Source organism: Salarchaeum japonicum, assembly GCF_020614395.1.
Lineage (GTDB): Archaea > Halobacteriota > Halobacteria > Halobacteriales > Halobacteriaceae > Salarchaeum > Salarchaeum japonicum.
The window spans coordinates 1,981,304-1,992,766 of record NZ_CP085324.1 but is presented as its reverse complement, the minus strand read 5'-3'; the positions used below and the strand labels follow the sequence as shown (position 1 = coordinate 1,992,766).

Genomic DNA, 11,463 nt, shown 5'->3' with positions numbered 1-11,463 from the left:
GAACCGACACCCTATAAATAGCGTGACTTCGCGGTTACGTTCGCCGCGTCGACCGGGCCTCTCTCACTTGCGCACCGTCCCGAATCTTGTCCTCGCAGTTCGGGCAGACGCGCGGCTCCGACTCACCGTCCGGGGTGAACACTCGGGCGTACGCGTCCGTCACGAACGACTCGCAGTTCTGGCACTCCGGCATAGCTGTACACCATCCTTTTCTTTCGCCTATATTAATGCCGTCGGCCGATGCACGAAGGGAAAGGCCGATTACGCTCTCCGTCGTCCCCCCGGGTATGCGACTCAGCGAGGCAGCGTGGCCGGACGCCGCCGACATCGACCCCGACGCCGTCCTCGTCCCCGTCGGCTCCACCGAACAGCACGGCCCGCACGCCCCGCTCGGCACCGACCACGTCACCGCGGAAACAGTCGCGAACGCCGCGGACGACGCCTACGACGGCGCGCTCGCCGTCGCTCCCACCATCACCGTCGGCGTCAGCGAGGAACACCGCCAGTTTCCCGGGACGATGTACGTCTCCCCCGACACCTTCCGGGACTACGTCCGGGACGCCGCCACCTCCGTCCTCGACCACGACTGGCGCACCATCGTCTTCGTGAACGGCCACGGCGGCAACACCGACGCCCTCCGCGAGGTCGCCGCCGACATCACCCGCCACGAGGACGCGTACGCCGCCGCCTACACGTGGTTCGACGCCGTCGGCGACCACAGCTCCGACATGGGGCACGCCGGCCCGCTCGAAACCGCGTTCCTCCGCCACACCCACCCCGGACTCGTGCGCGAAGACCGCGTCGCGGACGCCCGGGACGGCGCGAGCGACGGCTGGGGCGACTGGACCAGCTACACCAATCTCGCCTACGACACCGCCGAGTTCTCCGAGAACGGCGTCGTCGGCGACCCCACAGAAGGCACGAAAGAACGCGGCGAGGAACTCCTCTCGCTCGCGACCGACGCGCTCTGCCGGCTCGTCGCGGAACTCGACGACCGGGACACCGCCCGGCCGCCGCACAAGTAACTACTCCTCGTCGTCCTCGAGGCTCTCCAGTTCTCCGCGGAGTTCGGGAATCGTGGACGCGAGGTCGCCGACGGTGTCGGAGACGTCTTCGAGGTCGTCGAGCACGTCCTCGATGGTCTCGATTTCCTCGCGCAAGTCATCGGCGTCCTCGAAGGCGTCCGCGCGCTCCCCGATGGTGAACCACTTCTTCGCGTCCCGCAAGTGCCCCTCGACTTCCTCGGCGGCGAGCGCGGAGCGCAGGCCGTTGAGCACGCCGAGCGTGTTGTCCGCCTCCACCGTCCAGATGGCGTCCGCGTCGGGGAGGGCGTCGCGCGCCGCCGCGAGGTGTTCTTCCACGTCGCCGCGAATCTCGTCCGCCGCCTCGCCGAACAGCTCCTCGTCCTCCATGTCACTCATACCCGGGGATTCGACCGAGAGGGGTTTAAAACTACGCCGGGGATTCGACGGAATCGAGGCGCATCAGCGGGTAGCCGTCCTCCATCGCCATCGACGCCACCACTTCCGCGCCCTCGTACGCGACGACCAGCTCGACCTCCATGTACTCGCCCGTCAGTTCCGTGTAGCCGTGACTGGTGTCGAGTCGGTCGTCGAGAATCGTGACCGAGACGCGCTCGCAGTACGGCTGGTTCTCGATGGACTCCTCGATAGCGCGCTCCAGCGACGGCGCGCTCTCGGGGCTCACCGGCGTCCCCGCGAACTGGTGGTAGAGCGCGCCGAACTTGATTCCCGCCTCGAAACACGCCTCCTCTGGAGTGCTCGCCATACGCCTCGTCGGGCCTCCGCGGTGTAAGCCGTGTCGCCTCCGCGGCGAACCGCACCATTGATTTCGGTACCGGTGGAGTGTCTACTCGAATGGACGACCCGGTACTGCTCACGGGCGCGTCGGGGCGCGTCGGCCAGGCCATCCTCGGCGGCAACGAGGACGACTACGAGTGGCGACTGCTCGACCGCGAACCCCCGGCGGACGCCGCCGACCACGAGGTCGTCGTCGCCGACATCACCGACGAGAACGCCGTCCGCGACGCCATGGACGGCGTCGGCGCGGTCATCCACCTCGCCGGCGACCCCCGACCGGACGCCCCCTGGGAGTCCGTCCTCCAGAACAACATCGACGGCACCCAGACCGTCTACGAGGCCGCCGTCGATGCCGGCGTCGAGAAACTCGCCTTTGCGTCCTCCAACCACGCCGTCGGCCACTACGAGACCGACCGGAAGCCCGACCTCTACCGCGAGGGCGACGACTTCCGCCTCGACGGCACCGAACTCCCCCGACCCAGCAACCTCTACGGCGTCTCGAAGGCCGCCGGCGAAGTCCTCGGGAGATACTACCACGACGAACACGACCTCTCCGTCGTCTGCGTCCGCATCGGTAACCTCACCAAGGGCCACCCCCCCATCGACTACGAACGCGGACAGGCGATGTGGCTCTCCTACCGGGACTGCGCGCACCTCTTCGAACGCTGCCTCGAAGCCGACTACGACTACGAAATCGTCTACGGCATCTCGGACAACGACCGGAAGTACTACTCCATCGAGCGCGCGAAGGAGATTCTGGGGTACGAACCACAGGATAACAGCGCGGAACACGACGCCTGACCGCCGCCTTTATCGCCACCTATGGCCAAGACAGACCCATGAGACACTTCGGTCTGAAAGTGCGGATGGCCGTTGTCGGCGCTATCCTGTTCGCGTTCTACGGGGTCGCCGTCCTCGCCGCGGTCGCCCTGTTCGGACAGGGTGTGTTCCCGATAGCGATTGCGGGAAGCATTCTGCTCGTCGGTGTTCAGTACAAGATCGGGAAGTGGGCCGCGCTCCGGTCGGTCGGCGCGGAAGACATGCCCGAACAGGAGTACCAGGACGTACACTGGATGGTCGAAGACCTCTCCGAGGAGATGAACATCAAGAAACCCCGGCTGATGGTCGCGAACATGGGCGTGCCGAACGCGTTCGCGGTCGGTCGGAAGGGCGCGGGAACGGTTGTCGTCTCCCGCGAACTCATGCAGATCCTGGAGAAGGACGAACTCGAAGGCGTGCTCGCGCACGAACTCGCGCACATCGCGAACCGCGACGTGGTCACGATGGTCGTCGGGCAGGGAATCGCGTCCGTCGTCGCCATCGTCGCGCAGTACGCCGTGCTGTTCACGGGCGACAACGACCTCGCGGACTTCTTCCTCGCGATGGTCGTCGGACAAGTCGTCCAGTTCATCGTGATGATCTTCGTGCTCGCTATCAGCCGCTACCGCGAGTACGTCGCTGACGCGGACGCGAAGCGCGCCATCGGGAACGGCGACCCGCTCGCCCGCGCGCTCGAAAAAATCAGCCAGGGGAACAAGCAGGCCGCGCAGGCGTCCCGGAACGCCCAGCGCACGCGCGGTCGCGGCCGGCAAGACCGCCGCCGCGACTCCGCGGTTGACCAGCAAGTGAGCGCGCTCTGCATCTCCAGCCCCGAACGCGGGTTCCTGGAGAAGGTGTTCTCGACGCACCCGCCGATGGAGAAGCGCATCGAGCGCCTCCGCGAGTAACGCAGGGGTTTTTACTCGTCTCGCCGTTCCCCCTAGCTATGGCTGGTCTCCGCGAACTTCTCGCCGTCGTGCTCGGCGTCGCGCTCGGCGTTCTGCTCGTCGTCTACCCGCACGCGTTCATCCGCATCCAGACGCTCGGCCGCATCCCCCACGACAGACACGGCGGCTACGGGAGCGACGGCTCGCCGAACGGCTGGGCGCGCGTCGTCCAACTCCTCGGCGTCGCCTGCCTGCTCGCCGCCGGCTACGTCGCCCTCCAACTCCTCTAGAACAAGCCCTCGACGTCCCGCTCGCGCCGCCGCCGCTCCTCCGCGTGCTCCCCGAGCCGCTGTGCGATTATCGCGCGCTTGTCCGCGTCCGTCACGAAATCGATAGCTAACCGCACGAACACGCTGTCCGCCTCCCCAGACTCGAAGTCCTCCCGCGCGTACGCCACGCCCTGAATCACGGCATTCTCCCCGCGCTCCTCGGCGAGCGCCGGCGACGCCCACAACGCCGCCTCCGCATCCAACTCCCCCAACCCCACTATCTCGCCGTCTATCGTGATACCCTGCGGCGGCCCGCGCTCCACGCGCTCCGGGTCGGCTTCCAGCGCCACCAAGTACTCCCGCACGTCCGACACGTTCACCCCGCGCGCGTCCGCTGCCACGAGGTACTCCCGCGCACTCCCCGCCAGACTCACACACCCCTCCCAGTTCCGCTCCCGGGCGTGATGCACCGCCCCCGCGTACTGAATTAACCCCTGCAAGAGACCGTCGCGCTCCTCCAACCACGCCGCCTCCCACACGTCGTGCGCCGCGTAATAGTACCCCGAATCGAACACCGCCACCCCCGCACGCAACGCCTCCATCATACCCCACCCAGGAGTCACCGACTGAAACGACTCCCGATTACCGAACCCACGCGAAAAGACGAATCCACCCAGAAACCCTCTGGGTGTCTGGGCTCGCGCCAGACGCTTCGCGTCTGGCTGAGCGTGTTTTCTGCAGAAAAACACGCCCACGACAGGGCTCGAACGTGGCGAGACGGTCGGCCTCGCGTTACTCGGGCGCTGCGACTCGCTTGCCCGACCCCTGTCGTGGGCGTATTCGTGACCGACGCCCTCGGAGCGTTCGCTCCTCGATTGTCGGTCACAGAAGGACGCCGCCGCCAGGGCTCGAACCTGGGACAACCTGGGTAACAACCAGGTGCTCTACCAACTGAGCTACGGCGGCTCGCACCCGTCAGTAGTCGCGTGCTTTTGAAAGGGCTTTCGTTTCTCCGCGGTAGTGTGCCGGTATTCTTTCCCGGAGGGCGGTCGAATCCGGGAGTATGAGTGAGTTCGAGGACGTGGTGGCGCGGGTTCGGGAGCGCGTGGATCCGACGCCGAGCGAGCGCGCGGAGTTGCGGGAGGCGGCGGGGCGGCTGGTGGCGCGGGCGGAAGACGCGCTCGCCGACCACGGCGTCGAGGCGGACGTGATGCAGGTCGGGAGTACGGCGCGGGGGACGTGGGTGCGGGGCGACCGCGACATCGACGTGTTCGTGCGGTTCGACCCGACTCTGTCCCGGGAGGAACTGGAAGACCTCGGGCTGGCGGTCGGGAATCAGGTGTTGCCGGACGGCCACGAGGAGTACGCGGAGCATCCGTACGTGAAGGGGTCGTTCGAGGGGTACGAGGTCGACCTCGTGCCGTGTTATCGCGTGGAGGCGGCGACGGAGATTCAGTCCGCGGTCGACCGCACGCCCTTCCACAACGTCTACCTCCGCGAGCGCCTGACGGACGACCTCGCGGCGGACGTCCGACTCCTGAAGCAGTTCCTGAAGGGCATCGGCGCGTACGGGAGCGACCTCCGCACCCAGGGGTTTTCGGGCTATCTCACGGAACTCCTCGTCCTCGAATACGGCGGGTTCCGCGAGGTCCTGGAGGCGGCGCGGGACTGGCACCCGCCCGTCGAGCACGACCCGGAGGCGCACGCGGCGGCGACGTTCGACGACCCACTCGTCGTCATCGACCCGACCGACCCCGAGCGGAACGTCGCGGCCGTCGTCTCCCGCGAGCAGGTCGCGCGCCTCCAGCACTACGCCCGCGCCTTCCTCGACGACCCCCGGGAGGACGTGTTCTTCCCGGACGCCCGCCTCGCGCTCGACCCGGCCGACGTGCGTTCACACCTGGAGCGCCGCGGAACGAACGCGCTCGCGGTGCGCTTCGACGCCCCCGACCTCGTGGAAGACCAGCTCTACCCCCAGCTCCGGCGCTCCCGGAAAGGACTCGTCCGCGGCCTCGAACACGCCGGGTTCGAGGTGGTGCGGTCGGCCGCGTGGGCCGACGACTCCGCGGTCTTGTTCGTCGAACTCGCGACCGCGACCCTGCCGGCGATCGAGCGCCACGAGGGGCCGCCCGTGCACGTCGGCGAGCACGCCACCGGGTTCTTCGAGAAGTACGAGGACGCGGACGTGTACGGGCCGTTCCTCGACGGCCACCGGTACGTCGTGGAGCGCGAACGCGACGTTCGCACCGCCGCCGGGTTCGCGACCGAGCGACTCGGTGAGGTTGCGCTCGGGACGCACGTCGCGTCCATCGTCGAGGCGGGCGACTACGAGGTGCTCGTGGACGCCGACGTCGCGGTGCTCGCGGAGGAGTTCGGTCGGGAACTCGCGGCCTACTTCGACCCGATTCCCTGACGCGCGTCGAGCACGTCGTCGATGACCTCGCGTGCGTCCTCCGACACGTCTTCTTCCGGAGTGACGGGCGTCATCCCGTCGAACACCTCGTGCACCATCCCGACGCCCTCGGAGAGCGTGTCGAGACTGTACCCGCCTTCGAGCACGAACCCGAGGCCCGCGTTCACGGCGTCCGAGACGGTCTGCATGCGCTCCGTGAGCACGCCGTAGCCGTCCGTGGAGACGTGCATCCGCGAGATGGGGTCGTGGCGGTGCGCGTCGAACCCCGCGCTCACCAGGACGAGGTCGGGGTCGAACGCCTCGAACGCCGGAATCACGAGCTCGTCGAACGCCGCGACGTACTCCGCGTCCCCCGCGCCCGCGTCGAACGGCACGTTCAGCGTCGTCCCCTCGCCGTCGCCCTCCCCGGTCTCGTCGATGTCGCCCGTCCCCGGGTAGAGGCCGTCCTCGTGCACGGACGCGTAGAACACGTCGCCGCGGTCGTAGAAGATGTCCTGCGTGCCGTTCCCGTGGTGGACGTCCCAGTCCAGAATCGCGACGCGCTCCGTCTCCGTCGTCGCGAGCGCGTGCTCCGCCGCGACGGCGACGTTGTTCAGGAAACAGAAACCCATCGCGTTGTCCGCGACCGCGTGATGGCCGGGCGGCCGCCCGATGGCGAACGGCGTCTCCCTGCCCGAATCACCCGCGACCGCGCGCCGCGCCGCCCACATCGACTGCCCGGCGGACGCCAACGCCGCCGGCCACGTCTCCTCCACCGCGGTCGTGTCCGGATCCCAACTCCCGCCGCCGGACTCGCAGAACTCCACGAGCCTGTCCACGTACCCCGACTCGTGCGCGCGCTCGACCTCCTCGCGCTTCGCGTCCCGCGCTGAGACGTACTCGACGCCGTGACGCTTCGACAACTCCTGCCGAATCGCGCGGAGGCGGTCCGGGCTCTCCGGATGACGGGGTCCCGGGTCGTGGTCGAGACACGCGTCGTCGTACCCGAACCTCATTCCACGAGCTCGAAGTACGTCTCGACGTCCTCTGCCTGCACAGTGCGTCGCCCCGCGTGCTCCGCCAGCACCGCCGCCCCCGCCGCGGCGTCCGCCGCGTACTCCTCCAGGCGCGCGGCGAGCGCGAGTCGCGCGTCCTTCGACACCCGGTACGCGTCGGGGATGTCGAGTCGCGCGATGCGGTCGACGGGCGCGACCGGGAGCGCGAGCGACTCCCTGTCGGTCACGTCATCGACGCCGAAATCCGCCGCCATCAGCGTCTTCCGGCCGTCCTCGTCGGCGCGCTCGGCGGCCGTCGCGGCCACCGCCGCGCCGTGGTCTTGGATGCGTCGCGCGAGTTCCTCTGCCGCGTCGGCGCTCACCCGCAAGTCGCCCGCGTGCCGCCGGATGATATCGTCCACCGGCGCGAACGGGAGTTCGACGCTCATACCCAACTACGGGGTAGTCTCTCTCTTAACACTTATCGTGTGGGCGCGTCTCGCACACCACTCCATCCAATCGAACGACACGACCCGGGCGTCCCGGCCGCCGATTACCGCACGTCCTCGGCGTCCAGCGTCCCGTCCCGGAGCGTCCCGCGCACCGTCACTTCCTGCCCGAGCGTCACGTCCGTCTCGGTGGCGACGCTCATCGTCTCCTCGCCGTCGTCCAGAATTACGGGTGACCCCGCCTGCACGACGACACCCGTGAACTCCACGTCCTCGCCGCCGTCCGAGTCGCCGTCATCGTCGCCCGACGACGCGTCGGGGCTCGTCCCGTCCTCGAACGAGGAGAGATCAGCGCCCGCGGACTCCGAACTGGACTCGGTCGCCGCGCCGTCGTCCAGCGTGATGACCGTGGACTGCCAGCCAGCGGACGCTTCGAGGTCGTCCTGCCAGCCGTCCTGCACGCCCACGTCCGTGAACAGGAGTTCGTCACCGGGCCCGATGTCGAGGTCGGCCTTCTCCCCCCAGAGCGCCACCCGGATGTCGCCCGACTGGTCCTGCAAGCGAACGTTCCGGACCTGCCCCTCGCTGCCGTCGTCCCGGTCGAACGTCCGCTTCTCGTCCACCGACCGCACCACGCCCGCGATGTCAGCGGTCTCGTCCAGTTCCAGGTCGTCGATGGGTTTCGCGTCCGGCACGAACGACACGTCCTCCGCGACGGTCTCAACGCGCCCGCGGTTCCCGACGTGGAGTTCGAGCGACCCGTCGCGCTCCCGCACGTACCCGTCCGTCACCTCCACCACGTCGCCCGCCGCGAACTCCTCGGCGAGGTCGGCCTGCTCGTCCCAGAGCGTCACCCGAACCCGCCCCGTCTCGTCGCCCACGAGCAGGTTCGACACCTTCCCCTCCGAGCCGTCGTCGCGACTGAACGTCCGCACGTCGTCCGTCGACAACACCTCGCCCACGAGGTCTACGTCCGACGCACCCATCGTCAAATCCTCCACGCGATACGTGTCCACGACCTGCACGTCTATCTCCTCGTCCTCGTCCACCTCGACCTGCGAGACGTTCACCTCGACGCCGTTGTAGCCGTCTTTCGGCCGGCCCTTGATTCGGAGAACCTGCCCCGGCTCCAGTTCGTCCGTCGCCGCCGCGGCCTGCTCGTCCCAGAACGACACCCGAACCGACCCCGACTCGTCCGCCACGTCCACGTTCAACACCCGTCCATCCTCGTCCTCCTCGTCGCGCTCGAACGTCCGCAACTCCCCCACGCTCGTCACCTTCGCCAGGAACTTCACCTCCTCCATCTCGGGCTCGATATCCGCGATACCGTTCACCTCCCCCTCGTCGAGCTCGTGCGCCAACAGCATCGCCGCCGTCTCCTCGTCCGCCAACCCCCCCATCTGCTCCACCTTCGCCTCCACCGCCTCCCGAAACTCCTCCAGGGAAACGTCCGTGTCGAGGTCCTCGTACGTCTCCTCAATAGCGCCCATAATCGTAAATCAAGCCACGGGAGTCCCGCGCATAAACATTGTCCTCTCCACCCCACACACCCGCAAACTCCGAATTCTCACCCACGCACACATACCCCCGACTCCTCCCGTCATCCTACAAGAACCCTCACCCCGACGCCCGAATCGTAACCGCTTTACATACCACCGCGCTACGGATAGATGAGTCCGGGTAGGGTAGTGGACTATCCTCTTGGCTTGCGGAGCCAGGGACCGGAGTTCAAATCTCCGTCCGGACGTTCCTTCGTTTCACTACGCGACGAGCGTTCCGCTCGTCGCTCCACTCACTCAGTCACGTCCGGCCTGCCCCCGCTCGCCGCTGGCTCGCGGGGACTCCGTCCGGACGTTTCCGCCAGCACCGGCTCGCCGCGTCCCGGTAGTCTAAAGTCGGGGACTCGGCTACGTAGACGCGAGGGCCCTTAGCTTAGTCTGGTTAAAGCGCCCGGCTCATAACCGGGTGAGCGGTGGTTCAAATCCGCCAGGGCCCATCCGATTCGCGCCCGACTCCTGGCCGAAACGAAAACAACGTGTAGAGACACGTCTACCGCTCGAAAACCCTCTTTCAGAACTCTCAGAAACCGCCTTTCTCAGAGGGAAGAGAACGAGGAACTCGTTGGGGGTCGCCGCCGTCCGGCGAAACTCATGACTGAATCTCGGGGGTGGACGGCATGAGCGGTTCCTCCCAGCGGTCGCTCGCGGAGTTCGTTCGATTCGAAGTCAGGGGGTTCGAGTACTGCTCTACGAGAACGCTATTTCATCACCGTCGAGATACACCTGATGGCTGTCGGAGTCGTCTTCTGTTCCGGTGACTTCGAGTGTTTCCGTGGCGGAGGGGCCGTCCGTAACGTCTACTGAGACCGTGTACTGTCCGTCACTCTCGAAGACGTTGTCGATTGACGCGTTCGGCCGTCCGTGGCCTTCAACGACCGGCACGTCAAGCTGCATGGACACCAGGGTTTCACCGGCTTCGTTGCTCACGGCCGCCTCGATCGTGACTGGGTTCTCGTTCTGGTTGACGAAGATCAAGTCTGGGGTTCCTTCTGGAGAGGGGGAGAGGGCGTTACATCCTGCGAGCGATGCGACCGCGCCTACTCCGCCGAGTTGGAGGAACGTTCGACGGGAAACTGTCATATCGGAAGGGGTGTGCGGAGTGGTGAATACTTTCTGTAGTCCGCACCCCCGCCCCGGGGGCACTCACCAGCCTCTCATCCGCCTGGGTAGCAGTCACTCGGATTTTGATCCTACCTGACGCGTCGTACGTATTCGGTGGTGTGTCACTGTCGTTTGAGGGGTGGTCCCGATACGCTTTACCGGCCGGTCGTCCATGTTCGGGGTATGAGTCAGTTCGACCGATCCGTGCGCGAGGACGTGGAGGGCGCGGACGGCGCGGGGGAGGCCGCCGGGAACGGTGGTGTGGCGACGCCGCGGACGGAGGAGCGCATTCCGCCCGCGGACGTGTTCTCGGTGCTGGGGAACGACACGCGCGTGGACATCCTGCAGGCGCTGCTCGAACTCGGCGCGGACGAGGAGCCCGTGAGTTTCACCGACCTGTTCGAGCGCGTGGACATCGAGGACAGCGCGAACTTCAACTACCACCTCCGGAAGCTCACGGGGCACTTCGTGAAGCAGACGGAGGACGGCTACGCGTTCCGGTATCCGGGGCGGAAGGTCGTGAGCTCCATCTTCACGGGGACGCTGACGGAGCGCGCACAGCTCGGGTTCTTCCCCGTCACGGGGTCGTGTTACGACTGCGACGGGAGCCTGCACGGCTGGTACGTGGACGACACGCTCACCGTCGGGTGTACCGAGTGCGGCACCATTCAGGTGAGCTATCCGTTCCCCTCGGGCGGCCTGGACGACCGGACGACGGACGACCTGATGCAGGCGTTCCACCACTACGTCCGCCACCACTACTGTCTCGCCGCGGACGGCGTCTGCCCCGAGTGCACGGGGAGCGTGGACACCAGTCTCGTCCGCGACCCCGACCGCGACGACCTCGACGTCGCCGTCCGCCACGTGTGCTCGCGATGCGGCTACCAGCTTCAGTCCACCGTCGGCGTCACCCTCCTCGACGACGCGCACGTCCTCGTCTTTCACTCCGAGCGCGGCGTCGACCTCAACACCGAGCCGTTCTGGCACTTCGACTGGTGCGTGAGCGACCGGCACACCGAAGTCGTCTCCGAAGACCCCCTGGAGGTCGAACTCACGCTCGAATGCGGCGGCGACGAACTCCGCGTGCTCGTGGACGACGACGTCACCGTCACCGACACCGCCGTCGTCGAACACCTCTCCAACTGACTGCTGTACGCGTCTGCAGAAAGCGC

The 11,463-nt window shown here is 67.2% G+C and carries 14 protein-coding genes and 3 tRNA genes; 8 read left to right on the top strand and 9 right to left on the bottom strand.

Annotated features, from left to right (window positions below; translation table 11 throughout):
• Positions 1 to 34 precede the first annotated feature (34 nt).
• The gene (locus tag LI334_RS11170; RefSeq protein ID WP_227260906.1) at positions 35 to 193 is read right to left on the bottom strand and encodes a DUF7563 family protein; all 159 of its coding nucleotides are present in this window, start codon (positions 191 to 193) and stop codon (positions 35 to 37) included.
• A gap of 94 nt (positions 194 to 287) precedes the next feature.
• On the opposite strand from LI334_RS11170, the gene LI334_RS11165 reads away from it, so the two are divergent.
• Positions 288 to 1,025: a creatininase family protein gene (locus LI334_RS11165; protein WP_227260905.1), complete on the top strand. Its 738-nt coding sequence runs from the start codon at positions 288 to 290 to the stop codon at positions 1,023 to 1,025.
• Here the strand turns inward: LI334_RS11165 and LI334_RS11160 are convergent, their stop codons facing one another.
• Both LI334_RS11160 and LI334_RS11155 read right to left on the bottom strand, forming a co-directional pair.
• Positions 1,026 to 1,421, bottom strand: coding sequence for a DUF5790 family protein (locus LI334_RS11160; protein ID WP_227260904.1), 396 nt, complete (start codon positions 1,419 to 1,421; stop codon positions 1,026 to 1,028).
• A gap of 31 nt (positions 1,422 to 1,452) precedes the next feature.
• The gene (locus tag LI334_RS11155; RefSeq protein ID WP_227260903.1) at positions 1,453 to 1,788 is read right to left on the bottom strand and encodes a dihydroneopterin aldolase family protein; all 336 of its coding nucleotides are present in this window, start codon (positions 1,786 to 1,788) and stop codon (positions 1,453 to 1,455) included.
• Between the two features lie 89 nt (positions 1,789 to 1,877).
• On the opposite strand from LI334_RS11155, the gene azf reads away from it, so the two are divergent.
• The 3 genes from azf to LI334_RS11140 all read left to right on the top strand — a co-directional run bounded on the left by azf (position 1,878) and on the right by LI334_RS11140 (position 3,816).
• Positions 1,878 to 2,621: an NAD-dependent glucose-6-phosphate dehydrogenase Azf gene (gene azf / locus LI334_RS11150; protein ID WP_227260902.1), complete on the top strand. Its 744-nt coding sequence runs from the start codon at positions 1,878 to 1,880 to the stop codon at positions 2,619 to 2,621.
• A 65-nt stretch (positions 2,622 to 2,686) separates the two neighbouring features.
• Positions 2,687 to 3,547: a M48 family metallopeptidase gene (locus LI334_RS11145; RefSeq protein WP_343750114.1), complete on the top strand. Its 861-nt coding sequence runs from the start codon at positions 2,687 to 2,689 to the stop codon at positions 3,545 to 3,547.
• Between the two features lie 38 nt (positions 3,548 to 3,585).
• Positions 3,586 to 3,816, top strand: a complete 231-nt coding sequence (locus tag LI334_RS11140; RefSeq protein WP_227260900.1) for a hypothetical protein — start codon at positions 3,586 to 3,588, stop codon at positions 3,814 to 3,816.
• Here the strand turns inward: LI334_RS11140 and LI334_RS11135 are convergent.
• Both LI334_RS11135 and LI334_RS11130 read right to left on the bottom strand, forming a co-directional pair.
• Positions 3,813 to 4,400 carry a DUF309 domain-containing protein gene (locus LI334_RS11135; protein WP_227260899.1) on the bottom strand — a complete coding sequence of 196 codons (588 nt, stop codon included), beginning with the start codon at positions 4,398 to 4,400 and terminating at the stop codon, positions 3,813 to 3,815. The genes LI334_RS11140 and LI334_RS11135 overlap by 4 nt on opposite strands.
• Before the next feature lie 288 nt (positions 4,401 to 4,688).
• Positions 4,689 to 4,761, bottom strand: a tRNA-Asn gene (locus LI334_RS11130).
• 97 nt (positions 4,762 to 4,858) lie between these two features.
• Between LI334_RS11130 and cca the strand changes: the two genes are divergently transcribed.
• A complete protein-coding gene (cca, locus tag LI334_RS11125; RefSeq protein ID WP_227260898.1) occupies positions 4,859 to 6,208 on the top strand; it encodes a CCA tRNA nucleotidyltransferase in 1,350 nt (449 codons plus the stop codon).
• On the opposite strand, the gene LI334_RS11120 is transcribed toward cca, so the two are convergent.
• The 3 genes from LI334_RS11120 to LI334_RS11110 form a co-directional block, all read right to left on the bottom strand.
• On the bottom strand, positions 6,187 to 7,203 hold the full coding sequence (locus tag LI334_RS11120; protein WP_227260897.1) for a histone deacetylase family protein: 1,017 nt from the start codon (positions 7,201 to 7,203) through the stop codon (positions 6,187 to 6,189). The genes cca and LI334_RS11120 overlap by 22 nt on opposite strands.
• On the bottom strand, positions 7,200 to 7,631 hold the full coding sequence (locus LI334_RS13115; RefSeq protein ID WP_227260896.1) for a histone family protein: 432 nt from the start codon (positions 7,629 to 7,631) through the stop codon (positions 7,200 to 7,202). The genes LI334_RS11120 and LI334_RS13115 overlap by 4 nt, the downstream gene beginning before the upstream one ends.
• Positions 7,632 to 7,735: 104 nt before the next feature.
• Positions 7,736 to 9,121: a single-stranded DNA binding protein gene (locus LI334_RS11110; RefSeq protein ID WP_227260895.1), complete on the bottom strand. Its 1,386-nt coding sequence runs from the start codon at positions 9,119 to 9,121 to the stop codon at positions 7,736 to 7,738.
• Between the two features lie 184 nt (positions 9,122 to 9,305).
• Here LI334_RS11110 and LI334_RS11105 point away from each other — a divergent pair.
• Positions 9,306 to 9,378 (top strand) — tRNA-Arg (locus tag LI334_RS11105).
• A 174-nt stretch (positions 9,379 to 9,552) separates the two neighbouring features.
• Positions 9,553 to 9,627 (top strand) — tRNA-Ile (locus tag LI334_RS11100).
• Positions 9,628 to 9,877: 250 nt separating this feature from the next.
• Here the strand turns inward: LI334_RS11100 and LI334_RS11095 are convergent.
• Positions 9,878 to 10,270 carry a hypothetical protein gene (locus tag LI334_RS11095; protein ID WP_227260894.1) on the bottom strand — a complete coding sequence of 131 codons (393 nt, stop codon included), beginning with the start codon at positions 10,268 to 10,270 and terminating at the stop codon, positions 9,878 to 9,880.
• Between the two features lie 204 nt (positions 10,271 to 10,474).
• Here LI334_RS11095 and LI334_RS11090 point away from each other — a divergent pair, with 204 nt between their 5' ends.
• A complete protein-coding gene (locus LI334_RS11090; RefSeq protein WP_227260893.1) occupies positions 10,475 to 11,437 on the top strand; it encodes a winged helix-turn-helix domain-containing protein in 963 nt (320 codons plus the stop codon).
• Positions 11,438 to 11,463: the final 26 nt, after the last annotated feature.

What these genes read in the sequence shown, in the direction of transcription:
- LI334_RS11170 (WP_227260906.1), bottom strand. Translation starts at nt 193, where the DNA reads ATGCCGGAGTGCCAGAACTGCGAGTCGTTCGTGACGGACGCGTACGCC.
- LI334_RS11165 (WP_227260905.1), top strand. Translation starts at nt 288, where the DNA reads ATGCGACTCAGCGAGGCAGCGTGGCCGGACGCCGCCGACATCGACCCC.
- LI334_RS11160 (WP_227260904.1), bottom strand. Translation starts at nt 1,421, where the DNA reads ATGAGTGACATGGAGGACGAGGAGCTGTTCGGCGAGGCGGCGGACGAG.
- LI334_RS11155 (WP_227260903.1), bottom strand. Translation starts at nt 1,788, where the DNA reads ATGGCGAGCACTCCAGAGGAGGCGTGTTTCGAGGCGGGAATCAAGTTC.
- azf (WP_227260902.1), top strand. Translation starts at nt 1,878, where the DNA reads ATGGACGACCCGGTACTGCTCACGGGCGCGTCGGGGCGCGTCGGCCAG.
- LI334_RS11145 (WP_343750114.1), top strand. Translation starts at nt 2,687, where the DNA reads ATGGCCGTTGTCGGCGCTATCCTGTTCGCGTTCTACGGGGTCGCCGTC.
- LI334_RS11140 (WP_227260900.1), top strand. Translation starts at nt 3,586, where the DNA reads ATGGCTGGTCTCCGCGAACTTCTCGCCGTCGTGCTCGGCGTCGCGCTC.
- LI334_RS11135 (WP_227260899.1), bottom strand. Translation starts at nt 4,400, where the DNA reads ATGATGGAGGCGTTGCGTGCGGGGGTGGCGGTGTTCGATTCGGGGTAC.
- cca (WP_227260898.1), top strand. Translation starts at nt 4,859, where the DNA reads ATGAGTGAGTTCGAGGACGTGGTGGCGCGGGTTCGGGAGCGCGTGGAT.
- LI334_RS11120 (WP_227260897.1), bottom strand. Translation starts at nt 7,203, where the DNA reads ATGAGGTTCGGGTACGACGACGCGTGTCTCGACCACGACCCGGGACCC.
- LI334_RS13115 (WP_227260896.1), bottom strand. Translation starts at nt 7,631, where the DNA reads ATGAGCGTCGAACTCCCGTTCGCGCCGGTGGACGATATCATCCGGCGG.
- LI334_RS11110 (WP_227260895.1), bottom strand. Translation starts at nt 9,121, where the DNA reads ATGGGCGCTATTGAGGAGACGTACGAGGACCTCGACACGGACGTTTCC.
- LI334_RS11095 (WP_227260894.1), bottom strand. Translation starts at nt 10,270, where the DNA reads ATGACAGTTTCCCGTCGAACGTTCCTCCAACTCGGCGGAGTAGGCGCG.
- LI334_RS11090 (WP_227260893.1), top strand. Translation starts at nt 10,475, where the DNA reads ATGAGTCAGTTCGACCGATCCGTGCGCGAGGACGTGGAGGGCGCGGAC.